The organism is Bombilactobacillus folatiphilus, from assembly GCF_023380265.1.
Taxonomy (GTDB): Bacteria; Bacillota; Bacilli; order Lactobacillales; family Lactobacillaceae; genus Bombilactobacillus; species Bombilactobacillus folatiphilus.
The window spans coordinates 427921-453578 of record NZ_CP093366.1 but is presented as its reverse complement, the minus strand read 5'-3'; the positions used below and the strand labels follow the sequence as shown (position 1 = coordinate 453578).

Sequence of the window (25658 nt, the reverse complement as noted above, 5' to 3'; positions counted from 1 at the left end):
ATCTCCAAATCAAGACTTTAATTTTAATTATAATACAAACTATTCATGCGTTAAGACGACTTTACCAATTGCATGATGACTTTCAACAATTTGTGTCGCCTTTTTCAACCCTGCAGCATTAAACGGAGTAACAGTTTGCGTGAGCGTTGATTGCAGCAAGCCTTGATCCAACCATAAAGCAATTTGCCGTAAATAACGCCCCTGGGATTCCAAATTAGCAGTCTGAAAATAAGTTTTGGCAAACATCCATTCCCAAGCAAAGGTCACACTCAACCGTTTCAAATCATTAATTTGATGATCGCTTAAATTAGTAATCGTGCCAATTATGCCGGTAGCTGGTTGAATAAGTTCACAAATCTCTGCCCAATGATCATCCGCATTACTCAAAACTAATAAATAATCAAATTTTGATTGACTAATCGCTCGTGCCTGCTGAACCAAATTCTGGTGATGATTCAAGACATCATCTGCACCCATCTTTTTCACCCAAGCAATTGACTCTGGTCGTGAAGCGGTCGCAAATACCCGTAAACCGCATAATTTAGCCAATTGAATGGCGCTGGACCCCACACCACCAGCACCATTGATGATTAAAATTGTTTTCTGTTGATTTACTGCCACATTCATTGTCAAATTTAATTTTTCAAACAATAGTTCATACGCCGTCAGAGCCGTTAAAGGCATCGCGGCAGCTTGCGCATCAGTCAATTGCTGTGGTGCCAGAGCAACGATACGCTGGTCAACAATTTGATATTGGGCATTACTTCCGGCCCGTGAATATTCCCCCGCGTAAAAAATCCGATCTCCTGGTTGAAAATCGTCCACATCTTTACCTACTTTTTGTACAATCGCCACCGCATCAAAACCTAGTACCCGCGGTTCTTGTTCATTTATCAGCGTTTTGCGAACAGCGATATCAATTGGATTGACCGCACTAGCCAAAACTTGAACTAATAAATCGTTAGCTCCCACTTCGCCGATCGTAACCTGACTATCGACAAAACTTCTAGAATCAGTCGCCGGATAAAATTGTTGTGAACCAATAACCTGATTTAACATCATGAAGTCCCCCTTAGTTATATTATTATTTAGCTTACCATTAAATAAACTTGGCTTCTGATATAAAGAACGCCAAAAAGACGAACAATCTCATTGACAATCAACCGAATTAATCTTTTTTACGTTATAATAAATATATTAAATTAATTCACCAGATCGGAGTTTCGTATGACCCAACAAAAAACAGTTTACTTTGCTTGCTCATGGTTTTCAGAAGCCGAAAAAGAATTCATGGCTCAAGGTCAAGCGCAATTAGCCAAAAATCCTACCATCGATTGGAAAAACAGTTTTCGCCCTTTAGATTATCAATTCAATCATATTGATGTTGATAAACAACCAGAAATAACGGCTGATCTTTTTTGGCAAATGGGAACTTTTCGTTCTGATCTCGCTGGAATTGATCGTTCTGATCTCTTGTGTGGGATGTATTTCCCTAAAAATCCAGATACTGGTATGGCCTTTGAATATGGCTATGCTTATGCAAATCATAAGCCAATCGTTTCAGTGATTCCCGATGATAGTCAAGAAGCTATTAACTTAATGTTATTGCCAAGTGTGAACCATTATATAACCTTAAGCCAACTAGCTACTTTCGATTTTACAAATATTTCCTTTCAGCCCCATCGAGCACAAGCACTGTAACTTTCAGTAACAAAAAAGGCCGCCATCGCTGTCAATCAGCGCATGACGGTCTTTTTTTATTTAAAAAAGATTAACATTAATCCAAAAATGAATAATAAAACAGCAACAATTCCATTACATATTTGAGAAAAATAAACTACACGCTTTAATTCAGTTTCCGCAAACTGATGATGATTCACATAAATCAGCAAGCATAACCAAAAGCTCACTACAATCAAACCAATTCCTGTTACTAACCGCAACATAATTTATTCACCACTACTCTAAACCACTCAAACGTCGACCAAAGTCGGGCTTAAACCATTGGATCTTTCCAATTCTCACTTGTTCACCAGGTTGTGGTGCATGAATATACTCACCATCACCTACATAGATCCCAACATGATCGGCTTCACCTGGTTGACCCCAGAATACTAAATCGCCCGGCTGTAAATCAGCTAATTTCACATAAGACCCTACCAAACTTTGACTTTGTGAAGTCCGCGGTAAAAGTAAACCATTTTTACGTGCTACATATTGTACTAATCCCGAACAATCAAATCCAGCAGGTGTCGTTCCACCCCAAACATATGGCACACCCAAATATTGACTTGCAGTTTGAATAAATAAATTACTCTTAGCAATATCCGGTAGTGTTAAAGTTTCATCCGCATCAGGATCAACAAGAGAATCCGCTGCCTGCAATCCAGTGGCATTAACTTGAATATCCGGCATTGGTACCGCCTGTGTCTGCGCTAAGTTATTTTGCACTTGAATTTGAGGTGACTGAACGCTTTTAACTTGAATTGAGTCTGCCTGAACAGACATTGTCATCAACCAATAAAAGAGTCCGACAATCAAACCACCAAAAATCAATTGTCGTTTCATTATTAATTTCTTCATTTGTACCCCTAAATTAATTTATTAGTTATTCTTCATTTTATAGTTTCTACCGTCGTTTAGCAAGCCGCATTTTCTACCTAAAAATCAAAACAGCATTTGTCTCAAATACCAGACAAATGCTTATAAACTAATTTTTAATTTAAACGGGCTAATTCATCAATTTTGTTATAAAAGGCTTTTGCATCAACATTTTGAATAAAAGTAATTTCCCGTCCCTGATCCGTTTGATACGTCCGTCCCTCAGAAGGCCCACTGGTAATAACATCAGTTCTAACTTGTTTAGAATCAGTCAATTCAGGGTAGTTGCTGACAAGCGTCGTCAAAACATCCCACAAATAATATATTGAACCGGCCTCAAACGAATGCACCAAGGAATAACCTTGACCAATCAAATCTAAAGCTGGATATCGACGCTGCTTAGCCCAGCGTAAACGCAACTCTTTAGTGAGTGGAACTTGATCAGTACTATCTAAACCAACCATCACAATATCTAAATCAGAATCCCAAACGGTTTTCACAGCAGGAGCATCCCAATACGCATTCCATTCCATCGTATCATCGGCACCTGGTTCAAAAACATTCCCTTTACTGTTGAGTGCACCACCCATCCAATAAAGTTTTTCAATTTGATTACTAATTGTCGGGTCAATTTTTAAAGCACGCGCTAAATCTGATAATGGCCCCGTCATTACTAAAGTCACCTTACTATCAGCCTTTTTAATCTTATCAATCATATCTAAATGAGCTGGTTTAACCGCCAACGGCGTTTGGGGCTCACCATGCTCATTTAAAATAGGAAAATCATCAAACGAAAAAGAGCTTAAGCGCCACTCTTTAGGAAATTGATGAGCGGCTCGTGAATTAGATTTAGCAACATCCCTAGGCTTGCGACCATCTTGACCAAATAAATCAATAATTTTCTGTGAAGCAGAGGCCGCTGGTTCAACATAACAATCAGCATCCGTAACACCAACCCCTAAAAGCTTAACATCAGGCATCTTTAACAACAAGATTAAAGACACCAAATCATCAACATTACCATCATGATTGAAATAAAAATTGCGCATTGAATGATCCTCCCTTAATAAAACTAACTAAACCATAACGAATTTTTCACTCATAGTCAACCGAACATTACAGATAAAATAGCATATTAACATTCGCAAATAATAGTGAAAGAATTTGTAATTAGTCAACATTCTTTCATATATTAAGAGAAACAACAAACTTTAAGCACTAATCATAATTTTGCTAAGCATGACTGTCATGAACCATCTAATTGTCCTTCGTAAAATCAATTTATCAAATCTTTCACTCAAAAAAATTAAAACTAAATATTATGGAAGAATTAATTCCAATTAAAATCGATGTCAATCATAAATTATGTATTGAAAAATCAAGCTCAAGCCATGAATTATCAAGTGAAACTAAAAATTATAAAAGCGTTTTAGCTGTTACTAGAACCGGCATAGTTGCTTATGGAAATTATAGTGAAAAAAATCGTTAATTCTGTGAAATTATAACCATTCTTGCCGCAGAATTAAAACCGTGGTTGCTACTGTCACCTATTATAATATTATTTTTAAAAAAGTAATTAATAATAATTTTTAGGTAATTAATTAACTAATTATTAGTAATTTTAAATAAGAATTTACCATTACTCAATAAACTAATAATTTATATAAGACAAAACTAATGCTTTCAAAATAATTTATTTTCGATTTATATAAAAGGAGTTTGGAGTAAAATTGACCAAAAAAACCTACTTTCAAATCATTATTTCCAGTTTAATCTTGGGTTTGTCCTTCTTTTTAAGTAGTACTAATACACCAGTCAAAGCAGATTCAACACTTAATCAAACTATATTAAGCAGAACCAATCCCAATGCAGATATTGACGATGGAGTAAAGAATTGGGCCCAGCTCATGTATATCACACCTTCCTACATTAACTTAGGTGGTAACACTCAGTTAGGTTATACCTTTGGATCTTGGGAGCCACACGGTGTTGTACCTGACAATACTAGTTCCACAATAAAGTCCAATTTTTTCATAAAACATTCAGAACAGTATATTCAAGCTCTATTTACCACGGTGTATAACACAAGCTATGATCCTGCAACCAGTATGGATTTTGCTCTTGTTAGCCCTCTCCCATGGCAGGTCTATTAAACAACGCTGATGATTTAACATTTTATACAGCAATGGATGGATCAAATAGTTATTTGAAATGTATGGGGTATACTACTGCAAGTACAAATTCCTCCGATATTTTAGAATTTGAAATTGTGTTGGGACCTTCCAAGGATTTTGATGGTAATCTTGACCAACAATTATTTATTAAAAATGTTAGTTCCAATCCCGTTAGTTTTGGTGTCATGAACGGTGAAGATACAGATTTGAACAATCAAGATAATGTGCCCGTCAAGTCATTAGGGAATAATCATGGTTTTTACATTGAAAATGATTTTAGCGATCCTAAATATAGTAACCCAAATAGTCCCAACTTTAGAGAGGATCGAACTCAATATCGTTTAAACGTTAATTTAGATACACCAAATGGTCCAAATCGTTATCTGGCCCATTATACTTCAAATTGGTTACCGATTAACAACTATATCGTGGACCCAGCCTATCCTATTTTTACTGGTACTAATTTTAAAGATGCAAAAGGGCAAGAAGCTACACATCACAATAATGGCGATATTCTTTATGGCGGTACCGACGGTAGTGATACTTCGTACTCCTTGCTATGGCCTTATCAAACACTACAATCAGGTGAAACTGATAATTATGGCGTTTCCATCGGAATGAATACTCAAGGCAAAGTTCAACCCATACTGAAGCAAACTTATGAAAACACCACTCGAACAGACGGTACAAATCAAGTTGGTGATAAACTACATTTCAGACTGTCTGTTTCTAATGAAGGTTCTAGTAGTGACTGGAGAATCTCCAAGTTGATTAATAGTTTCAGTATCAAAAATGGTTTAACCATTGACCCCAATTCAATTAAATTGACGGATAGCAATGGTAAACAAACCTCTATTCCGTCTAATGACAGCCAGATAACCAATGATGCAGATGGATTACAATTTCAGCCAAGTAATTTTTAGATATTGTTGATAGTAACGAAACGTCTATTACATTCGATGCGACAATCAATTATGCAGCCTCCGGTCAAACCATTACCGCCACGGGTCAAGCCATCGGAAAGGACATGTCAGATGTTACTTCAAAAAACCTCCAAAAATCACTCACTATTCCCGTCAAAAAATTGGATTTGAAAGCTTCGCTAACTCAACAAGTTAAAAAATATGAGTCTGTCAGGTAGTAGCTATCAGGATATAGCAACATACCTTCCGGGCGATACGCTCAATTTCAAATTAGATTACACAATAAATACTGATGTCTCTCAATTTAAAGTTCAAAATGTGGATGCAAGTGATATTCATGCCAAGCTCAAAAAATCGGCTGATGAACCTGGTACTGATCTGACGGCTACAAACAATAGTCCCGGTAATTTCACTATTAAAGATCCTGCATCAAAACCTTTGCTTGCCAATAGTACGATTGAAATCACTTTTTCAAAAACAATTTCGAAGACCGATACTCCTCCAAATTCGGTGGCGAGTCAAGTTACTGCTTATGCCAAGCCTATCATAACCAACCAAGTAATTTCTGCAGATTCTAATAAAGTTACAGCCTATCTCATGGACACAACATACTTTACGTCTGTTCCTGACCGTATTGATTTCGGTTCTTTAATTAAGAATGCAACTGGAATTTATGGTGACAGTAGTACAGCTAGTTCTTTAAAAGTTACCCATTATTCACCATCTACAAGCAGTAACTATCAAGTGAAGGTTGCTTACGATAGTACCGACGCTAATCAACAATTAACTAGTACCAGCGGTCAAAAAATAAATGATGTTAACGCACTGCAATTAAAACAAAGTGACGGTAGCTACGCACCACTAACATCTGACGGTCTCCCTTTAAATTCTACTGGATTCAATAAATTGGGTGTAACGGATTTAACGCCTTATATTAATAATAAGTGGCGTCTAATGGTTAATAATCCTCAAGCGGGTAATTATAAGGGTACTATCAAGTGGACACTTACTTCTAGTTTAGAATAATTTAAAATACATCTCCCAACTTTAGAATAAGCTTGGAGATGTATTTTTTTATAATTCTGCAGATTCAATAAAACTTAAAGCACTTATTGAACAGTGAAGAATAACATGAATAATATTAAAATGATGTCACCACACGTATTCAACGAGAACCCCTACCATTCAGCCAAAGATGTTCAAAAGCAACTTGGTCGATACTACCTATGAATATTTACGAACATGAAACTAGTAACTCAAATTAAAAGATAATTGATGCACTTAATCTATTAAACCAACAAAAGGAAGAGTAAATTTCGTGGTAACACATGTGGTAACAAAAAACCGTTTTAAGATGGAATTATTTGAATTTAAACTAATAATCAAAATCCAAGAAACACCTTTAAACGGTTAGTTTAAAGGTGTTTCTGTTGTAAAATGATGTTACTTGAATCTATTTGATAAACCTCAAATGGAGATGAGGAGAATCGAACTCCTGTCCACACGTACTGCCACATTAGCATCTACATCCATAGCTACACCATTTAAATTTCACCGTCAAGCGCGCCGTGCAACTAGGCTAACCTTAACGACTAACCTACTAATCTCTTATTAATTGCTCAGGTAGCACAATTAATCGTAGCCCAATATTTTGAGACCCAAAAACAACCCTTGAGCAAGATTGAATAGATCACACTTTAAACTGAGATTAAGCAGCTAAAGCGTAAGAATTATTGTTATTTTTTGCAGTTATAATTTAACTGTAACGTTTTTACGTAGCCGTAACCTACGAGATGCAACCAATGCTCAACTACATATGTCGAATCCATAACATCCCCTTCATACATAAGAAGATGTTATCACGAATTCGATAGAAATTCAAATATCCATTAATTAGATTGAACCAATCGCTCAAATTCCCGTGCAATCATCAACTCTTCATCAGTAGGTACAACCAGTCCCTTAATTTTTGAATTTGGCGTAGTAATAATCCGTGCTCCTTGTCCATTATCATTGCTCTCATGATCAACTTGCATACCTAAAAACTCAAAATTCTGCATTACTTTCGCTCGAATGTGCGGATTATTTTCGCCCATACCTGCTGTAAAGACCATAACATCTAGTCCATGCATCTCTGCGATATAACTACCAACATATTTAACAATACGATTAATGAACACATCAATCGCCAACTGGGCATCAGGATTAGTTTTTCGTGCTGCAATTAAATCGCGCATATCAGGCGAAATTCCTGAAATACCCTTTAAACCAGAATCATTATTTAATAAGTCAATCATTTTTTGCATATCATTAATTTGCAATTTTTCCATTAAAAAAGCTACTAATGATACATCAACATCACCAGCTCGCGAACTCATTGTTACACCTGAAATAGGTGTAAAACCCATCGAAGTATCAAATGCCTTACCATCTTTTTCAGCAGTCACCGATACCCCGCTACCCATGTGTAAAGTAATCATTTTTAACGACGATAAATTTTTATTAAGTAATTTTGCCGCTTCATCCGATACATAATGATGGCTTGTACCGTGAGCACCATATTTGTGAGCACCATATTTGTGATCCAAATGACGTGGGATAGAATAAATTTTGTTCATTTCAGGTAAATCACGGTAAAAACTGGTATCAAAAACAGCTACTTGTGGAACTCCAGGTAACATTTCATTAAATGCTTCGATTCCTTTTCTTTCAGCAGGATTATGCAATGGCGCATACTCGTCTACTTCAGCCAATTTTGATAAATTATCATCTGACATCGCAATCGAATTATCAAAAACCGGTCCACCAGAAACTACACGATGACCAATACCTGAAATATCCTTAATATCCTTAATAATTCCTAATCCTAATAATTGTTTCATCAAATAATCAACTGCTGCCGCATGCGACTTAATCGGTAAGTTTTTCGTCTGCTTTTGGCCATGGAACTTAATTTCAAACACTGATTTGTCACTACCCAGCCGATCAACCATGCCCTGAGCAATAACTTCTTCGTCAGGCATTTGAAAGAGCTTAAATTTCAATGTAGAGCTCCCAGAATTCACTACTAAAATTTGTTGCATCATACTTACCCCCAGTTAAAAGTATTTTGACTCCAAATCTGCAACTGACGCTTAAATTGTGCCATTTCAGCGGATCGATCCAAGCTAGGAATTTGCCCCATCAATACTTGTGGACTTTGTTTAGCATTTTGTCCATGCCGCTGTAAAACAACAATTGATTTGGCAGCTTCTAGACTCGCAAACAAATCATTCGACAAACTTAACACGGCTTGTAAATAAACATCTTTAACCATCCATTCTGCCAATGATTTAGCTTGATCGGTTTGAAAGATTTGTGACGGAACCACAAAAACACCTAAGCCACCTGGCTGTACATATTTCATCGCTTGTTCAATGATTAAATGATGAGCATAGGAATGACCCTTTTCAGACTTTGTTTTAAAATTAGTAGTATTTTCATCTAATGGATAATATCCCACCGGTAAATCTGACAAAATCAAATCAAAATCTTGCAATAACCAATCCGCAACAGCATCCTGATGATATAGATCAATCTCAATACCAATTGCTTGACTAAATGCATCAGTCAACATCAACATTTGATCATCGTTATCCAATCCATACAATTGTAAGCTTAAATTCATATCTTGCTTCAGATCTTGTGCAATTTGAAAAAGAAAATTGCCCGTTCCCACAGCCGGATCTACAACCTGCAACTTCGGTTTAGGATATGCTTGAAAGATTTCTATAATTACTAATGAACATATGGTTCCAATAATATCTGGCGTCATTAAATGATTAACATCTACTTTATCCAAACGTTGCGCCTTGATAATACTCAATTCAAGCGCTTTCTTAATTTCATGTCTAGTAAAACTCTTCAGATCAAAATTTTGATATTGTTGATTTAAATGCGCAGCTTGTTCTTCATTAGGAAAACCATCTTCAACAAAAGTTGTTTGACCTAAAATATTTAAAATATTTTCCGACAAAGCATCTTGATAAGAAACACGCAAATCCTGTTTTAATTCGGTTGTTGTTTGATCTACAAATTGATAAATCTGCTGAATTCGAGCTTGAACTTCATTCATTAGGTCATCTCCTCCTACTCTAATTCCTCCTAATATCTTAGCCGAAGTCCACTCATTTAGCAAAATTTGTAATTTTTTCAGTATAAATTTGACCCAACTGTTTTTGACTGTGTAATTCTGTTTGATAAAAATTTAAATAAACTACTAAAAACAGACATTCAATATTCAATAAAAAAATTGCACTAACGGAGATCATCGCTTGATGCTTTGGATGACGCTGATTGGAAGTCAACATAATATTCCCACTTTCGACCAAACTGGTCAATAGAAGTTATCCTTAAAACTTGATCTTGAACTTGTAATCGCAAATAATTTTGATTAAGCAATAACGGCATATGACCTTCTTTGTCACTGGACAAGCGTAGCATATCCTTATAAATCTGTAATTTATATAATTTATTGGGCTTGGGTGCTTGTGGATCCGTTAAAAACGTAACGCAATCGTCCGTAGTTTCAGTAATTGTCGCATGTTCACTAATTGATTCTAAGCGCAACATTGCTACCACCCAATCACTATTAGAATGGAAAAGTGATTTTTGTTGTTGATGATAATTCGTAACAAAATAGGACATGCAAGATAATGTTAATACCAAAATCAACAAGGAGACTAACGCTTCACTGAGTAAAAAAGCTGAATGTTTTGGTTTGTAAATTATAGATAAGTTTTTCCTTTTGATACTTAGCTTCAATTGTTGAACCTCGTTGTGTTAAATCATATAGCCGATTATCCAATGTACACTTTGTCAAATCACGATGTTTTATTTTTTGATACAAAGCAATTTTTAACCCTGTCCGTATCTCCTCATGATGTAATTTGTCTTGCGTTGGCAAAATGCACAAGGGAATAATACTAATCGCCTGTAAAACTAAGAAAAAGCCTAACATACTATCTAAAAGTAAAAACGCTTTATGTTGATTTTTGTGCAATTAGTTGCCCCCATAACATTTGAATAGTATATTTATATCTTTTTTTCGTAGTATAAAAATAAATAGAGGCTGGCGAAACAGTTCCTTTACCTGAAATTTTGAATTCTAAACTCCGCCCTTGATTAGTATTAAAATCAGAAGTCATTGTCTTAGGCAAGTTTTGGACAATGCGCCCTGAGGTAAAACTAGCAGATTCATAATAAATTTTATGTTCTGTATTATTTATCACAATCGTACACGGCTTTTGATTCAAAAAAGCCACTTTTAAAGATTCACGCCAATAATATTCAAACTGTGTTAAAGCCAATTTTTCTTGTTGATTAATCTGTTGTTTTCGATAATCGTTGGCTGGTAATAACAAAATCGTACAAATAATTCCCAAACTAATAACAGCCTCAATTAAAGTAAATGCCGCATGCTTATTTCTTAGGACCGACAACAGTTCCATCGTGAATAGTGTACCCCTCACTTTTGGCTTTTTTTGTTTGCGATGCAGACAAATAGTTATCTTTTTCTAATTGGTCCCAACTTACGGCATCATCATTATCGTACATATCAACTTGTGTTTGTAAAGTCGATTGAAAAGCAGCGTCCGTTTTGCTTTGAGCTGAATGTTTTTGAGTATTAATATTAGGTATAATAATTAATAATAACAGCGAAATGATGAATAACACTATCACCATTTCGATCAAAGTAAAGGCCCCGTGATTTTTCAGTTTTAATTTTGACATAATTTATAATCCTTTCATCATTGAATAAATCGGCAATAATATACTTAAATAAGTTCCTAAAATCATAACCGCCACAATAATAAAGAAGATCGGTTGAATTTGATTAATTAATCGTTGAATTTTCTGTTGAACCTGTTGGTGCTTTAATTCAGCTATTGTTTGTAATTCGATAGCCAATTGCAATGGTTCATGTCCCAAATTAACTGCCACTTCAACCTCTGGTGACAATAATTTATTTGCTCTAACGATATCGCCTAACGAGTAACCTGCCAATAGCTGTCGCTGTATAACCTGGGCCAAATCATATTGCACCGATCCTGGCGTTAATTTTTGGGCGGCAATTATAATTTCTTTTAAAGATAGACCACTTTTTAAAAATGTAGACAAAGCTGATAAAATTAAATATTGATAATAATTACCATAAATAGCGCCGATAAAGGGCCATTTCATTTTTCTCATGACCTGTTGTAGTTCACTTAATCGCCTTAAACGAATGACCTCTGTTAACAAAAAAACAAAAACAAACAAACCAAATAAAATTATCGCAATTTTAGTCCACAATGAAAAATTGACTTTAGGGAGCTGTTGTGCCAACTCTACTTTTAAAAAAATAAGCAATGTAATTAAACTAATTAATAAAAAACAAGGGTACGCCAATAAATTTAAGATTTTCTGTTTGTTTTTCTGACGTAACACTAACGTTGCCGCATTTTCTTCTAAGCAACGAACCAAATTTCCATGAACATCAGCAATCGTAATTTGACTAATGATAGTTTTCGATAATCCCGTCTTAATCAAAGCTTGCGCTAATGTCTGACCTGAATTTAGCTGTGCTAAAACTTGATTTAGTATTACTTCTTGTTGAGGATAAATTAATTTGAGTGAGATTAGCGCTACCTCAATAGAAAAACCATTACGAACTAATTTAGCTAAAGTAGATAAAAAATCAGCTTGTTGTTGTGTGGTTAATTTATCCTGTCTGTAATTCTTGATAAGTTTGTTCATTAATGAGTCCTTTTTTCCAGTCATTCTTCAACATTTGTTGCCAATTCTCAAAGTTTGTTTGAGGAATTTGGATCGCTTTAGTCAAATCTTCATGCATCAAAACATCTTGATAAGCTTTAACTTGATGGTTAACTAACGGAACTAATCGTTGATACACCACACAATTTAACACAGAGTGCATTTCACTTTGACTAATTCCTAATTCCATCATTCGGCCAATCACAGCATACTTATTTCTAGCATGAACTGTAGACAAAACCAAATGACCGCTTAATGCCGCTCTTAAAGCCATTCGAGCTGTATCTTCATCACGAATTTCACCTAAAATTAAAATATCCGGACGATGTCGCAGTGACGCACGAATTAACTCTGCATAACTCATTTGCGCCTGCTTATTGACTTGAATTTGCAAAAAATTCGGCTCAATAATTTCAATTGGATCTTCGATCGTCAATACGATTTTGTCCGCAGCATATTTTTTAGTTAACTGATACATTGAGGTTGTTTTTCCAGATCCTGTTGGACCACTAAATAAAATTAAGCCCCGATGATTCATTACTTGTTGCCAATCTTCATTAGGATCGTTAGTTTCTGTCAAATTCTTCAACGGATATAACAGTCGCACTACTAAAGATTCTTGGTTAGAAAAATTACCTACAGACGATAATCGCAAATTAAATCGTTGCTGTTGATAGGAAAAAGAGCGCGCACCAATTTGTGGACGACGATGCTCACTAATATCCATATCCGAGGTGAATTTTAAATAATTAATAACTCCTTGCGCAAAAGCGACATTTAAAGTTTGATACTCATGTAAACCATCAATTTCACGCATTTTTATAGTCACATTTTGTTCATGTGGCAGAAAAAAGATATCCGAAACTTCTCGTTGACATGCAAATTCCAATAATTGCTGAGTATATGTTTCTGGTTGCATTGCTTTTAATCCCTCCTCTATATTAAAGTACCCGAAAAAAGCAAAAAACTTTTTCCAAATAGGAAAAAGTTTTTTTATTTATTTAAAATAAAAATGCTTAGATTATATAAAGACATAATCTAAGCATTATCAATTGTATTATTCTGCCGCAGCTGTAAAGACCTCAGACACATCATCATCGTCTTCTAATTGTTCAATCATGTGTTCAAACTGCTCCTTTTTATCTTCAGGAACAGGAACTGTATTTTGAGGAATCATTGTTAAAGACGCATTAGTTAATTGATAACCAATCTTTTCTAATGCATCACGTACTTGTGTAAAACTTTTAGCATCAGTATAAATTTCAAAATACTCATCACTAACTTCTAAATCATCAGCGCCAGCTTCCATCAGATCTTCCAGCATTTTATCTTCATCTGCATCCGTAGTGGACCGATCAATTACAATGTACCCTTTACGATCAAATAAATAAGCTACTGAGCCAGCAGAACCCATGCTACCGCCATTACGTGTCACAGCAACTTTCACAGAAGTCGCGGTCCGATTTTTATTATCAGTTAGTGTATTGATTAACACTGCTACACCACCTGGTGCATAGCCTTCATAAGTAATTTCCTCATAATTAGCCCCACCAGCACCAGATGCCTTTTCAATAGCCCGTTTAATATTATCTTTTGGCATATTAGCAGCACGTGCCTTATCCATCACCAAACGTAAAGAAGCGTTGTTCGCAGGGTCAGGATCACCACCCTTTGCTGCCATGTATATTTCACGTGAAAGCTTTTGAAAAATTTTACCACGTTTTGCATCCTGAGCGTTTTTACGACCCTGAATATTATGCCATTTAGAATGTCCTGACATATGCTTACTCCTTCTTTCCGATTAGTATTGGTAGACAAAACTATTTTTAATTATACCAAAAAACACGCCTACTTCAATCTTTATTTCACCCACATTTCTATTCTTTATTATTCTACGGTAACACTTTTAGCTAAATTACGTGGTTGATCAACATTATTTCCTCGAGCCTTGGCCGTAAAATAAGCAAATAGTTGTGTCGGTATGATAGCTACTAACGGATTTAACAATTCGCTAATCACTGGAAAAGTTAATTGATCATTTGGATGTACTAGATTTTCCTGACTAATAATTAACACTTTGGCACCACGACTTAATACTTCTTGAACATTACTTCTAGTATGGTCAGCTGTTTTTGCTTCGGTGACAAAGGCCACAACAGGTGTATCTTGTTCAATCAAGGCAATTGTACCATGCTTCAACTCTCCAGCAGCAAATCCTTCGGCATGTAAATATGAAACTTCTTTTAACTTCAGCGCCGCTTCTAGTGATAAATAATAACCGTTCCCACGACCAATAAAAAAGGCTGTCCTTTGATTGTAAAAATATTTTTTAGCTAATTTTGAAATGTAATCTTTTTCATCAATCATACTTTGCATCCCAGTGGCAGCTAACGACAATTCCTGACGTACATCAAATTGTCGTGCCGCCTCTATTTTTTTAGCTGTTCCCAAAAATTTAGCTAAAAGTGATTCCACAGCAATTTGCGCCGTATAAGCTTTCGTGGAGGCCACAGCAATTTCAGGACCAGCATGTAATAATAATGTATAATCAGCTTCACGCGATAACGTGGAATCTGCAACATTAGTAATAGTTAAAGATGGGTAATTCTGTTTTTTAATTTTAACTAATACTTGGCGACTATCAGCCGTTTCACCACTTTGACTCAAAAACAAAAAGAATGGATGCGCAGATAACTTCGGTAAATGATAACCAAATTCACTTGCTAAAACGACCTCAACAGGTATGTCTGTTAATTGCTCGAATAAACTTTTGCCAATTAATCCAGCATGATAACTGGTCCCCGCTGCGACAATATAGAGTCGATCACTTTGAATTAATCGTTCTATTAATTCTGATGACATATTAATATCACCATTAATATTAGTATAAGTTTGAATAATCCGTCGTAAAACTGCTGGTTGCTCATCTATTTCTTTTAACATATAACTGTCATAAGCACCCTTAGATAAGTCATTTGCATCAATCTTAACCTGATAGGTAGACCTATTAATCGCTTTATTTTCTTCATCAAATAATTTTACTTCATTCGATGAAATGATACCAGTTTCACCATCCTTAATTTCCATAAATATCTGTGTTTGTGGCAACATAGCTAAAGCATCGGAACATAAATAATTAGCATCATCACCTAACCCAATCAGTAATGGACTTTTGTTTTTAGCAATAAAGATTTGCTCAGGTATTCGGCGATCCATCATTGCTATTGCATAAGAACCTTCTAATAGTGAGATTACTGCTTGTAGTGACCGCAATGTAGTTAATTGTTTCTGCTCTACAAAATATGCAATCAGTTGCACAATTACTTCCGTATCAGTCTGACTTGTAAACGTAATATGCTTTAAATAACGTTCTTTTAAATCTTCAGCATTAGTAATCACACCATTATGAACCAAATAAAAGCGTTGACTATCTGAAACCTGCGGATGCGCGTTCTCTTGTGACGGTGCTCCGTGCGTGGCCCACCTTGTATGTCCAATTCCTGTTGTTCCGTGCTGCTTTTTTCCCACAGCTTCACGTAAATTCGCAATTTTTCCCTGTCGCTTACATAAAAAACCATTTTCGCCATTAGTAACATAAATACCAGAAGAATCATAACCACGATATTCCAGCTTTTCCAAACCATCTAACAAGATTGTCGTTGCGCAAATATTACCGGCAACGCCCACAATTCCACACATACTATTTTATCCTCCAAAAAATTGGTATAGTCCCATAATAATTTTTAAAAAGTTTGTTGACGGTTGATATGATAAATAACCATCAAAAGTATGTCAACTTTTTATCAGTATTGGTATATTCCAAAAAATAGATTATATTCATCTTAATATCAAAAGAGATGATAAAAACGAAATCAATTAGTCATTCAAAGTGTGTAAAAAAATATTAATAATGATTTAGCAAATATTCCCACATTAGAAAATAGATTGATTATTAATAAAGTTATTCTATACAAAATACTTTGCCGACAAGTGGTTTAGCAATAGTTAATGGAATTTATTATTGTTATTTTGTAGAAAATAATGAAACTATTACATCCAAGACAATTACTAATATAACAGGAAATATTTTAACAACTTGTACTGTTAAGAAATAAGGAAAATTATCTCTGTCAATTTAGCCATGCAACCACTAGAGTTACCACACTATTCCATCATCACCCGAGACAATGCTGAATTTTCTACTTCTGTAACCTTAAATTTTCATATTACTGATGCGTTAAATATTGTTATAACAATACAGATTCTGTAGAATCAATGTCACAATTGGTACGTGGATATTTACGTGATATTATCGGTCGCATAGATCTTAACGAAGCTTTAGTCTCCACAGCCAAAATTAATGCTGACCTAGCAATCGCCATTAGTGACTTAACAAATATTTATGGTATTAACGTTGAGCGAATAAATATTGATGAATTAGTACCTTCTGCTGAAATTCAACGATCTATTAATAAGTAAATTGAGAACGTGTAGTAGCAATTACTAAAGTCGAAGGTAAAGCAGAATTTATTCGACTGACAAATGATGCTAAAAAACAAAGCTCTGATTGAAACATCCAAAACTCAGGCTCAGGCAACAAAAACACAGACAGATGCTGAAAATTATAGAATTAATAAACTGCAAGAAACATCAAATCAAACGGATAATAAATATTAAAAAAGTGATCTCATCAATTAGAACAACCCTTACAGTCTTTTAGACATTAAAGTAATGACTTATTGCTTTAGGGGTTAAAGTATTATTTTGTTGTACTAACGTATACGGAGTAATTTACCACCTTTTTTTCCTGCCAAAGGTCCCATATCAACTATCCAATCTGCTTGATCCATAACTCTAATATTATGTTAAATCACGATAACAGTTCATTTTTGTTCTTTAATTAATCTCTTTAACAAATCAATCAAATTTTAGATATTTGCCTCATGTAAACCACTAGTTGGTTCGTCTAAAACTAAAAGATTCATGTGACCTTGCAATAAAACTTTAGCTAATTTAACGTTTTGTAACTCGCCACCAGAAAAAGTATCAAGACTTTGGACTAATTTAATATAACCAAGATTAACATTTAACTGCCTCTGCAATATAGAGATTAAGCACAACTATACTAACATATTTTTCTTTTTTTTCTTTAAAAAAATCAATTAAGGTATTTTTACCAGAACCAGCCACACCTGTAACAACGGTTAATCATTTTGGGGAAATTTAACAGAAATATTTTAATATTATATTTGGAAACTTTTTTTAATCATAAAAACCATTCATTATAAATACCACCTTTAGTTTCTAAATATAAATTATGCACCAAAAGAAAATATTTTAAACAAACATAAATTAGTTTTTTAAATTTTTTACAAAAATAGCTAAGATTACGGATTTTTCTATTCTTAACTAACACCATTTATCATCATTATACTTATTTATAAATATTAAATAGTCCTTTAAATTTTATACAAGCAAAAAATAAAATCCAGAAAATAATTACTAAAGTTATTAAAAACATTTTCCCAAGAAATTAAGCAATTAGTCGCCTAAGCAGTCACAGATCGTAGTGTAAAATAAAACAACTTTTTACTACTTACAGACAAAAAAAGCTCTTAAATTCAATATTGTTTATATTGAATTTAAGAGCAACAATCAAAAAAAGTCAGTCAACTAATTTAACACTTTAATACCGGTGATCGGGGTCGAACCGATACTCCTTTAACAGGAACTGGATTTTGAATCCAGCGCGTCTGCCAATTCCGCCACACCGGCAATATAACTATTATTATATGGCAAAAGCCAAAGGCGGTAACCGGATTTGAACCGGTGATAAAGGTTTTGCAGACCTCTGCCTTACCACTTGGCTATACCGCCATATAAATTGGGTTAGCTGGATTCGAACCAGCGCATAATGGAGTCAAAGTCCATTGCCTTACCACTTGGCTATAACCCATCAAAGGGCGGTATATGAGACTCGAACTCATGTATGCCGGTGCCACAAACCGGTGTGTTAACCAACTTCACCAATACCGCCGTAATATAACAGGGATAGTAGGAGTTGAACCCACATCGACGGTTTTGGAGACCGTTGTTCTACCATTGAACTATATCCCTATTACTAATGGAAGGGAGTGGATTCGAACCACCGAACCCGAAGGAGCGGATTTACAGTCCGCCGCGTTTAGCCAGACTTCGCTACCCTTCCATCAATGGCGCGGGACAGAATCGAACTGCCGACACATGGAGCTTCAATCCATTGCTCTACCGACTGAGCTACCGAGCCATTAACGGTCCTAACCGGACTTGAACCGGTGATCTCCTGCGTGACAGGCAGGCGTGATAACCAACTACACCATAGGACCAAATTGCGGGAGTAGGGTTTGAACCTACGACCTTCGGGTTATGAGCCCGACGAGCTACCAGACTGCTCCATCCCGCGATAATATTATCCATAAAAGGAGGATGTGGGATTTGAACCCACGCACGCTATTACACGCCTGACGGTTTTCAAGACCGTTCCCTTAAGCCACTTGGGTAATCCTCCACGAAAACATATAAAACAACGGAGAAGGAGGGATTTGAACCCTCGCGCCGCTTACGCGACCTACACCCTTAGCAGGGGCGCCTCTTCAGCCACTTGAGTACTTCTCCAATGGGCCTAAATGGACTTGAACCATCGACCTCACGCTTATCAGGCGTGCGCTCTAACCAGCTGAGCTATAGGCCCATAAGCGGGTGACGAGAATCGAACTCGCGACAACAGCTTGGAAGGCTGTGATTTTACCACTAAACTACACCCGCAATGTCTTTAATCAATGGCGCGGGACAGAATCGAACTGCCGACACATGGAGCTTCAATCCATTGCTCTACCGACTGAGCTACCGAGCCATTAACGGTCCTAACCGGACTTGAACCGGTGATCTCCTGCGTGACAGGCAGGCGTGATAACCAACTACACCATAGGACCAAATTGCGGGAGTAGGGTTTGAACCTACGACCTTCGGGTTATGAGCCCGACGAGCTACCAGACTGCTCCATCCCGCGATAATATTATATACTACCACAAAATCCAAAACATGGACCTTGTAGGACTCGAACCTACGACCGAACGGTTATGAGCCGTTTGCTCTAACCAACTGAGCTAAAGGTCCGATATAGCGGCGAAGGGGATCGAACCCCCGACCTCCCGGGTATGAACCGGACGCTCTAGCCAGCTGAGCTACACCGCCATTATAGCTAATAAACAATAAGCTAATCGGGAAGACAGGATTCGAACCTGCGACCCCCTGGTCCCAAACCAGGTGCTCTACCAAACTGAGCCACTTCCCGAAATGCACCCAGTAGGAGTCGAACCTACAACCTTCTGATTCGTAGTCAGACACTCTATCCAATTGCGCTATGGGTGCAACATTATAATGCCGAGGACCGGAATCGAACCGGTACGGTAATCACTTACCGCAGGATTTTAAGTCCTGTGCGTCTGCCAGTTCCGCCACCCCGGCGTTATTATAATGTAAAGCGGAAGACGGGATTCGAACCCGCGACCCCCACCATGGCAAGGTGATGTTCTACCACTGAACTACTTCCGCAAATGCCGACTAGAGGATTCGAACCTCCGACCCCCTGTTTACAAGACAGGTGCTCTACCAGCTGAGCTAAGTCGGCATAATAAAAGATCGTACAAGTGCGGGCAAAGGGACTTGAACCCATACGTCCAAAGGACACTAGAACCTAAATCTAGCGCGTCTGCCAATTCCGCCACACCCGCAAACAAATGAGTCGCGTGGGACCCGAACCCACGACCCACGGCTTAAAAGGCCGTTGCTCTACCAGCTGAGCTAGCGACTCAATGGAAGATACAGGGCTCGAACCTGTGACCCTCTGCTTGTAAGGCAGACGCTCTCCCAACTGAGCTAATCTTCCAGAAAAGGCTAATAAATAAACCAGCGTGGCAACGACCTATCCTCGCAGGTAGTTTCCCACCAACTACTTTCGGCGCTGAGAAGCTTAACTTCTGTGTTCGGCATGTTTACAGGTGTTTCCTCCCCGCTATCGCCACCACACTTGCGTTCTTCTTACCTTTTCGCTTGAAAGAACCTTAGTCCTCTCAAAACTGAATATTAAGTTACTTACACCTTTGGTTAAGCCCTCGACCGATTAGTATTGCTCAGCTCCATATATCACTACACTTCCACTCGCAACCTATCTACCTCATCTTCTTTGAGGGGTCTTACTTCATTCCTGAATGGGAAATCTCATCTTGAGGTGGGTTTCACACTTAGATGCTTTCAGCGTTTATCCCTTCCATACATAGCTACCCAGCTGTGCCTTTGGCAAGACAACTGGTACACCAGCGGTATGTCCATCCCGGTCCTCTCGTACTAAGGACAGATCCTCTCAAATTTCCTACGCCCGCGACGGATAGGGACCGAACTGTCTCACGACGTTCTGAACCCAGCTCGCGTACCGCTTTAATGGGCGAACAGCCCAACCCTTGGGACCGACTACAGCCCCAGGATGCGATGAGCCGACATCGAGGTGCCAAACCTCCCCGTCGATGTGAACTCTTGGGGGAGATAAGCCTGTTATCCCCAGGGTAGCTTTTGTCCGTTGAGCGATGGCCCTTCCATACGGTGCCACCGGATCATTAAGCCCGACTTTCGTCCCTGCTCGACTTGTCTGTCTCGCAGTCAAGCTCCCTTCTACCTTTACACTCTACGAATGATTTCCAACCATTCTGAGGGAACCTTTGGGCGCCTCCGTTACTGTTTAGGAGGCGACCGCCCCAGTCAAACTGCCCACCTGACACTGTCTCCCGCCGTGCTTCAACGGCGCGGGTTAGAGTCCTCATATAACAAGGGTAGTATCCCACCATTGCCTCCTTCGATACTAGCGTACCGAGCTCTTCGGCTCCTACCTATCCTGTACATGTTACACAAAAACTCAATATCAAGCTACAGTAAAGCTCCATGGGGTCTTTCCGTCCTGTCGCGGGTAACCTGCATCTTCACGGGTATTATAATTTCACCGAGTCTATCGTTGAGACAGTGCCCAAATCATTACGCCTTTCGTGCGGGTCGGAACTTACCCGACAAGGAATTTCGCTACCTTAGGACCGTTATAGTTACGGCCGCCGTTTACTGGGGCTTCAATTCTGGGCTTCGACCGAAGTCTAACTCATCCTCTTAACCTTCCAGCACCGGGCAGGCGTCAGCCCCTATACGTCATCTTACGATTTTGCAGAGACCTGTGTTTTTGATAAACAGTTGTTTGGGCCTTTTCACTGCGGCTGGCTCTTATACCAGCACCCCTTCTCCCGAAGTTACGGGGCTATTTTGCCGAGTTCCTTAACGATAGTTCTCTCGCTCACCTTAGGATTCTCTCCTTGACTACCTGTGTCGGTTTGCGGTACGGGTATTCTGTATCTAACTAGAAGCTTTTCTCGGCAGTGTGACTATCGTGCTTCGCTACTTTAATTTCGCTCCCCATCACATCTCATTCTTAGTTACAAGCATTTGACTCACAACCAAACTTAATGTTTAGACATGCTTTTCCAGCTGCATGCTCACGATTCATCTCCTGCGTCCCTCCATTGCTCAAACAATACAGAACAGTACAGGAATCTCAACCTGTTTTCCATCGATTACGCCTCTCGGCCTCATCTTAGGTCCCGACTAACCCTGGGCGGACGAGCCTTCCCCAGGAAACCTTAGTCTTCCGGTGGATCAGATTCTCACTGATCTCGCGCTACTCATACCGGCATTCTCACTTCTAAGCTCTCCACCAGTCCTCTCGATCTGGCTTCTTCGTGCTTACAACGCTCTCCTATCGCATTCATTTTTACATGAACACCCACAGTTTTGGTACCATACTTAGCCCCGGTACATTTTCGGCGCAGAACCACTCGACTAGTGAGCTATTACGCACTCTTTAAATGAGTTGCTGCTTCTAAGCCAACATCCTAGTTGTCTAAGCAGTTCCACTTCCTTTTCCACTTAGTATGGATTTTGGGACCTTAACTGGTGATCTGGGCTGTTCCCCTTTCGACGATGGATCTTATCACTCACCGTCTGACTCCCAGGTATAGATCTTTGGCATTCGGAGTTTGTCTGAATTCAGTAACCCATGACGGGCCCCTAGTTCAAACAGTGCTCTACCTCCAAGATCCTCTCCCTGAGGCTAGCCCTAAAGCTATTTCGGAGAGAACCAGCTATCTCCAAGTTCGTTTGGAATTTCACCGCTACCCACACCTCATCCCCGCAATTTTCAACTTACGTGGGTTCGGTCCTCCAGTGCGTTTTACCGCACCTTCAACCTGGACATGGGTAGGTCACTTGGTTTCGGGTCTACATCTACGTACTTACTCGCCCTATTCAGACTCGCTTTCGCTTCGGCTCCGTCTTCTCAACTTAACCTCGCACGCAAACGTAACTCGCCGGTTCATTCTACAAAAGGCACGCCATCACTCTTTAACGAGCTCTGACTACTTGTAGGCACACGGTTTCAGGATCTATTTCACTCCCCTTCCGGGGTGCTTTTCACCTTTCCCTCACGGTACTTGTTCTCTATCGGTCACTAGGGAGTATTTAGCCTTGGGAGATGGTCCTCCCGGATTCCGACGGGGTTTCACGTGCCCCGCCGTACTCAGGATCCTGCTAGAGCGCTTCTGATTTCGTCTACGAGGCTTTCACTCTCTCTAGCTCAGTTTCCCAACTGATTCGACTATCTTCCACTATCTCACTTCGCAGTCCTACAACCCCAAAAAGCATGCTCTTTGGTTTGGGCTCTTTCCACTTCGCTCGCCGCTACTACGGAAATCGATTTTTCTTTCTCTTCCTGTGGCTACTTAGATGTTTCAGTTCACCACGTCTTCCCCACTTCATCTTTCGACCAAGTGTGACTAAGCTTTATCTTAGCCGGGTTCCCCCATTCGGATATCTCCGGATCTTCGTTTACTTACAACTCCCCGGAGCATTTCGCTGTTCGTTGCGTCCTTCTTCGGCTCCTAGTACCTAGGCATCCACCGTGCGCCCTTATTATCTTAACCTATTTCTTAATTCTTCTTCGTTTCTCGGTGTCTTTTCTCTTAATATTCAGTTTTCAAAGTACTAATGATCCTTGACAGTTCCCTGTCAATGGAGGTTAACGGGATCGAACCGATGACCTCCTGCTTGCAAAGCAGGTGCTCTCCCAGCTGAGCTAAACCCCCGTACTACTATTTTATTTTTCATGGGCCTAAATGGACTTGAACCATCGACCTCACGCTTATCAGGCGTGCGCTCTAACCAGCTGAGCTATAGGCCCGTTACTGCGTTACACCCAACAACCTTGAGAGTAGACCTCTCAAAACTAAACAAAGTTTCTACAAAGTGCTTTCCGTTATTTTCCTTAGAAAGGAGGTGATCCAGCCGCAGGTTCTCCTACGGCTACCTTGTTACGACTTCACCCTAATCATTTGTCCCACCTTAGACGGTTAGCTCCTATAAAGGTTACCCCACCGGCTTTGGGTGTTACAAACTCTCATGGTGTGACGGGCGGTGTGTACAAGGCCCGAGAACGTATTCACCGTGGCATGCTGATTCACGATTACTAGCGATTCCAACTTCATGCAGGCGAGTTGCAGCCTGCAATCCGAACTGAGAATGGTTTTTAGAGTTCTGCTTGCCCTCACGAGTTTGCTTCTCGTTGTACCATCCATTGTAGCACGTGTGTAGCCCAGGTCATAAGGGGCATGATGATTTGACGTCGTCCCCACCTTCCTCCGGTTTGTCACCGGCAGTCTCACTAGAGTGCCCAACTTAATGCTGGCAACTAGTAACAAGGGTTGCGCTCGTTGCGGGACTTAACCCAACATCTCACGACACGAGCTGACGACAACCATGCACCACCTGTCTTCCTGTCCCCGAAGGGAACCTTGTATCTCTACAACTTGCAGGAGATGTCAAGACCTGGTAAGGTTCTTCGCGTTGCTTCGAATTAAACCACATGCTCCACCGCTTGTGCGGGCCCCCGTCAATTCCTTTGAGTTTCAACCTTGCGGTCGTACTCCCCAGGCGGAGTGCTTATTGCGTTAGCTACAGCACTGAGAGGCGGAAACCTCCCAACACTTAGCACTCATCGTTTACGGCATGGACTACCAGGGTATCTAATCCTGTTCGCTACCCATGCTTTCGAGCCTCAGCGTCAGTTACAGACCAGAGAGCCGCCTTCGCCACTGGTGTTCTTCCATATATCTACGCATTTCACCGCTACACATGGAGTTCCACTCTCCTCTTCTGCACTCAAGTTCTCCAGTTTCCGATGCAATTCCTCAGTTAAGCTGAGGGCTTTCACATTCAGACTTAAAAAACCGCCTGCGCTCCCTTTACGCCCAATAAATCCGGACAACGCTTGCCACCTACGTATTACCGCGGCTGCTGGCACGTAGTTAGCCGTGACTTTCTGGTTGAATACCGTCACTATCTGAGCAGTTACTCTCAAATACGTTCTTCTTCAACAACAGGATTTTACGATCCGAAAACCTTCTTCATCCACGCGGCGTTGCTCCATCAGACTTTCGTCCATTGTGGAAGATTCCCTACTGCTGCCTCCCGTAGGAGTTTGGGCCGTGTCTCAGTCCCAATGTGGCCGTTTACCCTCTCAGGTCGGCTACGTATCATTGCCTTGGTAAGCCGTTACCTTACCAACTAGCTAATACGCCGCAGGTCCATCCTTCAGTGACAGCCGAAACCGTCTTTTAACTCCCAATCATGTGATTAGAAGGCTTATGCGGTATTAGCAACTGTTTCCAATTGTTATCCCCCACTGAAGGGCAGGTTACCTACGTGTTACTCACCCATCCGCCGCTCGCTTCCTTATCTTCCTACCCGAAGGTATTCTGTTAGTTCCGCTCGCTCGACTTGCATGTATTAGGCACGCCGCCAGCGTTCGTCCTGAGCCAGGATCAAACTCTCATTTTTAGTTTGTGACTCAGACTCTGAACTCTAACGTTCTTTGTCTTCTTTATTTATTGCTTTTATTGACGGGTTCTTGCGAACCCAGCACTTTGGTTAAAAAGAAACTTTGTTCAGTTTTCAAAGATCTACTTTTTTGCTCACAGCACTTGATTATGCCGCTTGTTTAGTTTATCATCTTATCATGAGCTTGTCAACTGCTTTTTTA

General features: G+C 39.1%; 18 protein-coding genes, 28 tRNA genes, 3 rRNA genes, 1 other RNA gene and 1 pseudogene. 5 read left to right on the top strand and 46 right to left on the bottom strand.

Annotation, left to right across the window (positions count from 1 at the left end; all coding sequences use genetic code 11):
- Positions 1-39 precede the first annotated feature (39 nt).
- Positions 40-1062 carry a zinc-binding alcohol dehydrogenase family protein gene (locus tag MOO45_RS02315; protein ID WP_249514783.1) on the bottom strand — a complete coding sequence of 341 codons (1023 nt, stop codon included), beginning with the start codon at positions 1060-1062 and terminating at the stop codon, positions 40-42.
- 165 nt (positions 1063-1227) lie between these two features.
- On the opposite strand from MOO45_RS02315, the gene MOO45_RS02310 reads away from it, so the two are divergent.
- Positions 1228-1701 (top strand): nucleoside 2-deoxyribosyltransferase, encoded by a 474-nt coding sequence (locus MOO45_RS02310; RefSeq protein ID WP_249514782.1) that lies wholly within the window; start codon positions 1228-1230, stop codon positions 1699-1701.
- 258 nt (positions 1702-1959) lie between these two features.
- Here MOO45_RS02310 and MOO45_RS08175 read toward each other — a convergent pair whose 3' ends face one another.
- Positions 1960-2583 (bottom strand): C40 family peptidase, encoded by a 624-nt coding sequence (locus MOO45_RS08175; RefSeq protein WP_396022414.1) that lies wholly within the window; start codon positions 2581-2583, stop codon positions 1960-1962.
- Between the two features lie 134 nt (positions 2584-2717).
- Positions 2718-3650: a nucleoside hydrolase gene (locus tag MOO45_RS02300; RefSeq protein ID WP_249514781.1), complete on the bottom strand. Its 933-nt coding sequence runs from the start codon at positions 3648-3650 to the stop codon at positions 2718-2720.
- Between the two features lie 681 nt (positions 3651-4331).
- Here MOO45_RS02300 and MOO45_RS02295 point away from each other — a divergent pair.
- From MOO45_RS02295 to MOO45_RS02285, 3 genes are all read left to right on the top strand, one after another.
- Complete coding sequence (locus tag MOO45_RS02295) at positions 4332-4754, top strand: hypothetical protein (RefSeq protein WP_249514780.1); 423 nt, start codon at positions 4332-4334, stop codon at positions 4752-4754.
- On the top strand, positions 4739-5698 hold the full coding sequence (locus MOO45_RS02290) for a hypothetical protein (protein WP_249514779.1): 960 nt from the start codon (positions 4739-4741) through the stop codon (positions 5696-5698). The genes MOO45_RS02295 and MOO45_RS02290 overlap by 16 nt, the downstream gene beginning before the upstream one ends.
- 201 nt (positions 5699-5899) lie before the next feature.
- Positions 5900-6724, top strand: a complete 825-nt coding sequence (locus MOO45_RS02285) for a hypothetical protein (protein ID WP_249514778.1) — start codon at positions 5900-5902, stop codon at positions 6722-6724.
- A 443-nt stretch (positions 6725-7167) separates the two neighbouring features.
- Here the strand turns inward: MOO45_RS02285 and ssrA are convergent.
- From ssrA to glmS, 11 genes are all read right to left on the bottom strand, one after another.
- Positions 7168-7536: a transfer-messenger RNA gene (gene ssrA / locus MOO45_RS02280) on the bottom strand.
- Between the two features lie 51 nt (positions 7537-7587).
- Positions 7588-8781: an acetate/propionate family kinase gene (locus MOO45_RS02275; RefSeq protein WP_249515131.1), complete on the bottom strand. Its 1194-nt coding sequence runs from the start codon at positions 8779-8781 to the stop codon at positions 7588-7590.
- Between the two features lie 5 nt (positions 8782-8786).
- Positions 8787-9812 (bottom strand): class I SAM-dependent methyltransferase, encoded by a 1026-nt coding sequence (locus tag MOO45_RS02270; protein ID WP_249514777.1) that lies wholly within the window; start codon positions 9810-9812, stop codon positions 8787-8789.
- Positions 9813-9994: 182 nt separating this feature from the next.
- Complete coding sequence (locus MOO45_RS02265) at positions 9995-10384, bottom strand: ComGF family competence protein (protein WP_249514776.1); 390 nt, start codon at positions 10382-10384, stop codon at positions 9995-9997.
- Positions 10385-10427: 43 nt separating this feature from the next.
- Positions 10428-10739, bottom strand: a complete 312-nt coding sequence (locus MOO45_RS02260; RefSeq protein WP_249514775.1) for a hypothetical protein — start codon at positions 10737-10739, stop codon at positions 10428-10430.
- Positions 10720-11187 carry a type II secretion system protein gene (locus tag MOO45_RS02255; protein WP_249514774.1) on the bottom strand — a complete coding sequence of 156 codons (468 nt, stop codon included), beginning with the start codon at positions 11185-11187 and terminating at the stop codon, positions 10720-10722. The genes MOO45_RS02260 and MOO45_RS02255 overlap by 20 nt, the downstream gene beginning before the upstream one ends.
- Positions 11159-11470: a competence type IV pilus major pilin ComGC gene (gene comGC, locus MOO45_RS02250; RefSeq protein WP_249514773.1), complete on the bottom strand. Its 312-nt coding sequence runs from the start codon at positions 11468-11470 to the stop codon at positions 11159-11161. Before comGC ends, MOO45_RS02255 begins: the two co-directional genes overlap by 29 nt.
- Positions 11471-11473: 3 nt before the next feature.
- Positions 11474-12475 (bottom strand): type II secretion system F family protein, encoded by a 1002-nt coding sequence (locus MOO45_RS02245; protein WP_249514772.1) that lies wholly within the window; start codon positions 12473-12475, stop codon positions 11474-11476.
- Positions 12441-13412: a competence type IV pilus ATPase ComGA gene (comGA, locus tag MOO45_RS02240; RefSeq protein ID WP_249514771.1), complete on the bottom strand. Its 972-nt coding sequence runs from the start codon at positions 13410-13412 to the stop codon at positions 12441-12443. Before comGA ends, MOO45_RS02245 begins: the two co-directional genes overlap by 35 nt.
- A gap of 138 nt (positions 13413-13550) precedes the next feature.
- Positions 13551-14273 carry a YebC/PmpR family DNA-binding transcriptional regulator gene (locus tag MOO45_RS02235; RefSeq protein WP_249514770.1) on the bottom strand — a complete coding sequence of 241 codons (723 nt, stop codon included), beginning with the start codon at positions 14271-14273 and terminating at the stop codon, positions 13551-13553.
- Positions 14274-14380: 107 nt separating this feature from the next.
- Positions 14381-16192 (bottom strand): glutamine--fructose-6-phosphate transaminase (isomerizing), encoded by a 1812-nt coding sequence (glmS, locus tag MOO45_RS02230; protein ID WP_249514769.1) that lies wholly within the window; start codon positions 16190-16192, stop codon positions 14381-14383.
- A 412-nt stretch (positions 16193-16604) separates the two neighbouring features.
- On the opposite strand from glmS, the pseudogene MOO45_RS02225 reads away from it, so the two are divergent.
- A pseudogene (locus tag MOO45_RS02225) lies at positions 16605-17167 on the top strand (SPFH domain-containing protein); the annotation flags it as partial.
- 254 nt (positions 17168-17421) lie between these two features.
- Here the strand turns inward: MOO45_RS02225 and MOO45_RS02220 are convergent.
- From MOO45_RS02220 to MOO45_RS02065, 32 genes are all read right to left on the bottom strand, one after another.
- Positions 17422-17595 carry an ATP-binding cassette domain-containing protein gene (locus tag MOO45_RS02220; protein ID WP_249514768.1) on the bottom strand — a complete coding sequence of 58 codons (174 nt, stop codon included), beginning with the start codon at positions 17593-17595 and terminating at the stop codon, positions 17422-17424.
- A gap of 588 nt (positions 17596-18183) precedes the next feature.
- Positions 18184-18268: transfer RNA gene (locus MOO45_RS02215), tRNA-Leu, on the bottom strand.
- A 31-nt stretch (positions 18269-18299) separates the two neighbouring features.
- A tRNA-Cys gene (locus tag MOO45_RS02210) sits at positions 18300-18370 on the bottom strand.
- 7 nt (positions 18371-18377) lie between these two features.
- A tRNA-Gln gene (locus MOO45_RS02205) sits at positions 18378-18449 on the bottom strand.
- Between the two features lie 6 nt (positions 18450-18455).
- A tRNA-His gene (locus tag MOO45_RS02200) sits at positions 18456-18529 on the bottom strand.
- 10 nt (positions 18530-18539) lie between these two features.
- Positions 18540-18610: transfer RNA gene (locus MOO45_RS02195), tRNA-Trp, on the bottom strand.
- 8 nt (positions 18611-18618) lie between these two features.
- Positions 18619-18701 (bottom strand) — tRNA-Tyr (locus MOO45_RS02190).
- A 5-nt stretch (positions 18702-18706) separates the two neighbouring features.
- Positions 18707-18779, bottom strand: a tRNA-Phe gene (locus MOO45_RS02185).
- A gap of 5 nt (positions 18780-18784) precedes the next feature.
- A tRNA-Asp gene (locus tag MOO45_RS02180) sits at positions 18785-18858 on the bottom strand.
- Between the two features lie 3 nt (positions 18859-18861).
- Positions 18862-18935, bottom strand: a tRNA-Met gene (locus MOO45_RS02175).
- 17 nt (positions 18936-18952) lie between these two features.
- Positions 18953-19040: transfer RNA gene (locus MOO45_RS02170), tRNA-Ser, on the bottom strand.
- Positions 19041-19059: 19 nt separating this feature from the next.
- A tRNA-Ser gene (locus MOO45_RS02165) sits at positions 19060-19147 on the bottom strand.
- Positions 19148-19149: 2 nt separating this feature from the next.
- Positions 19150-19223 (bottom strand) — tRNA-Ile (locus tag MOO45_RS02160).
- 3 nt (positions 19224-19226) lie between these two features.
- Positions 19227-19297: transfer RNA gene (locus MOO45_RS02155), tRNA-Gly, on the bottom strand.
- Positions 19298-19312: 15 nt separating this feature from the next.
- Positions 19313-19385, bottom strand: a tRNA-Phe gene (locus MOO45_RS02150).
- 5 nt (positions 19386-19390) lie between these two features.
- A tRNA-Asp gene (locus tag MOO45_RS02145) sits at positions 19391-19464 on the bottom strand.
- 3 nt (positions 19465-19467) lie between these two features.
- Positions 19468-19541 (bottom strand) — tRNA-Met (locus MOO45_RS02140).
- 33 nt (positions 19542-19574) lie between these two features.
- Positions 19575-19648, bottom strand: a tRNA-Ile gene (locus tag MOO45_RS02135).
- 4 nt (positions 19649-19652) lie between these two features.
- A tRNA-Met gene (locus tag MOO45_RS02130) sits at positions 19653-19726 on the bottom strand.
- A 26-nt stretch (positions 19727-19752) separates the two neighbouring features.
- A tRNA-Pro gene (locus tag MOO45_RS02125) sits at positions 19753-19826 on the bottom strand.
- Positions 19827-19829: 3 nt separating this feature from the next.
- Positions 19830-19903: transfer RNA gene (locus MOO45_RS02120), tRNA-Arg, on the bottom strand.
- A gap of 10 nt (positions 19904-19913) precedes the next feature.
- Positions 19914-19999: transfer RNA gene (locus tag MOO45_RS02115), tRNA-Leu, on the bottom strand.
- 15 nt (positions 20000-20014) lie between these two features.
- Positions 20015-20086: transfer RNA gene (locus MOO45_RS02110), tRNA-Gly, on the bottom strand.
- Positions 20087-20089: 3 nt separating this feature from the next.
- Positions 20090-20162: transfer RNA gene (locus MOO45_RS02105), tRNA-Thr, on the bottom strand.
- A gap of 20 nt (positions 20163-20182) precedes the next feature.
- Positions 20183-20265, bottom strand: a tRNA-Leu gene (locus tag MOO45_RS02100).
- Between the two features lie 7 nt (positions 20266-20272).
- Positions 20273-20345 (bottom strand) — tRNA-Lys (locus MOO45_RS02095).
- A 2-nt stretch (positions 20346-20347) separates the two neighbouring features.
- Positions 20348-20420 (bottom strand) — tRNA-Val (locus tag MOO45_RS02090).
- A 23-nt stretch (positions 20421-20443) separates the two neighbouring features.
- Positions 20444-20560, bottom strand: a 5S ribosomal RNA gene (gene rrf / locus MOO45_RS02085).
- Between the two features lie 74 nt (positions 20561-20634).
- Positions 20635-23544, bottom strand: a 23S ribosomal RNA gene (locus tag MOO45_RS02080).
- Positions 23545-23633: 89 nt separating this feature from the next.
- Positions 23634-23706, bottom strand: a tRNA-Ala gene (locus tag MOO45_RS02075).
- A 21-nt stretch (positions 23707-23727) separates the two neighbouring features.
- A tRNA-Ile gene (locus MOO45_RS02070) sits at positions 23728-23801 on the bottom strand.
- A gap of 88 nt (positions 23802-23889) precedes the next feature.
- Positions 23890-25456: ribosomal RNA gene (locus MOO45_RS02065) — 16S ribosomal RNA — on the bottom strand.
- The 16S, 23S and 5S rRNA genes sit together here with 28 tRNA genes alongside, the layout of an rRNA operon.
- Positions 25457-25658 lie beyond the last annotated feature (202 nt).

What these genes read in the sequence shown, in the direction of transcription:
- MOO45_RS02315 (WP_249514783.1), bottom strand. Translation starts at nt 1,062, where the DNA reads ATGATGTTAAATCAGGTTATTGGTTCACAACAATTTTATCCGGCGACT.
- MOO45_RS02310 (WP_249514782.1), top strand. Translation starts at nt 1,228, where the DNA reads ATGACCCAACAAAAAACAGTTTACTTTGCTTGCTCATGGTTTTCAGAA.
- MOO45_RS08175 (WP_396022414.1), bottom strand. Translation starts at nt 2,583, where the DNA reads ATGAAGAAATTAATAATGAAACGACAATTGATTTTTGGTGGTTTGATT.
- MOO45_RS02300 (WP_249514781.1), bottom strand. Translation starts at nt 3,650, where the DNA reads ATGCGCAATTTTTATTTCAATCATGATGGTAATGTTGATGATTTGGTG.
- MOO45_RS02290 (WP_249514779.1), top strand. Translation starts at nt 4,739, where the DNA reads ATGGCAGGTCTATTAAACAACGCTGATGATTTAACATTTTATACAGCA.
- MOO45_RS02285 (WP_249514778.1), top strand. Translation starts at nt 5,900, where the DNA reads ATGAGTCTGTCAGGTAGTAGCTATCAGGATATAGCAACATACCTTCCG.
- MOO45_RS02275 (WP_249515131.1), bottom strand. Translation starts at nt 8,781, where the DNA reads ATGCAACAAATTTTAGTAGTGAATTCTGGGAGCTCTACATTGAAATTT.
- MOO45_RS02270 (WP_249514777.1), bottom strand. Translation starts at nt 9,812, where the DNA reads ATGAATGAAGTTCAAGCTCGAATTCAGCAGATTTATCAATTTGTAGAT.
- MOO45_RS02265 (WP_249514776.1), bottom strand. Translation starts at nt 10,384, where the DNA reads ATGTCCTATTTTGTTACGAATTATCATCAACAACAAAAATCACTTTTC.
- MOO45_RS02255 (WP_249514774.1), bottom strand. Translation starts at nt 11,187, where the DNA reads ATGGAACTGTTGTCGGTCCTAAGAAATAAGCATGCGGCATTTACTTTA.
- comGC (WP_249514773.1), bottom strand. Translation starts at nt 11,470, where the DNA reads ATGTCAAAATTAAAACTGAAAAATCACGGGGCCTTTACTTTGATCGAA.
- MOO45_RS02245 (WP_249514772.1), bottom strand. Translation starts at nt 12,475, where the DNA reads ATGAACAAACTTATCAAGAATTACAGACAGGATAAATTAACCACACAA.
- comGA (WP_249514771.1), bottom strand. Translation starts at nt 13,412, where the DNA reads ATGCAACCAGAAACATATACTCAGCAATTATTGGAATTTGCATGTCAA.
- MOO45_RS02235 (WP_249514770.1), bottom strand. Translation starts at nt 14,273, where the DNA reads ATGTCAGGACATTCTAAATGGCATAATATTCAGGGTCGTAAAAACGCT.
- glmS (WP_249514769.1), bottom strand. Translation starts at nt 16,192, where the DNA reads ATGTGTGGAATTGTGGGCGTTGCCGGTAATATTTGCGCAACGACAATC.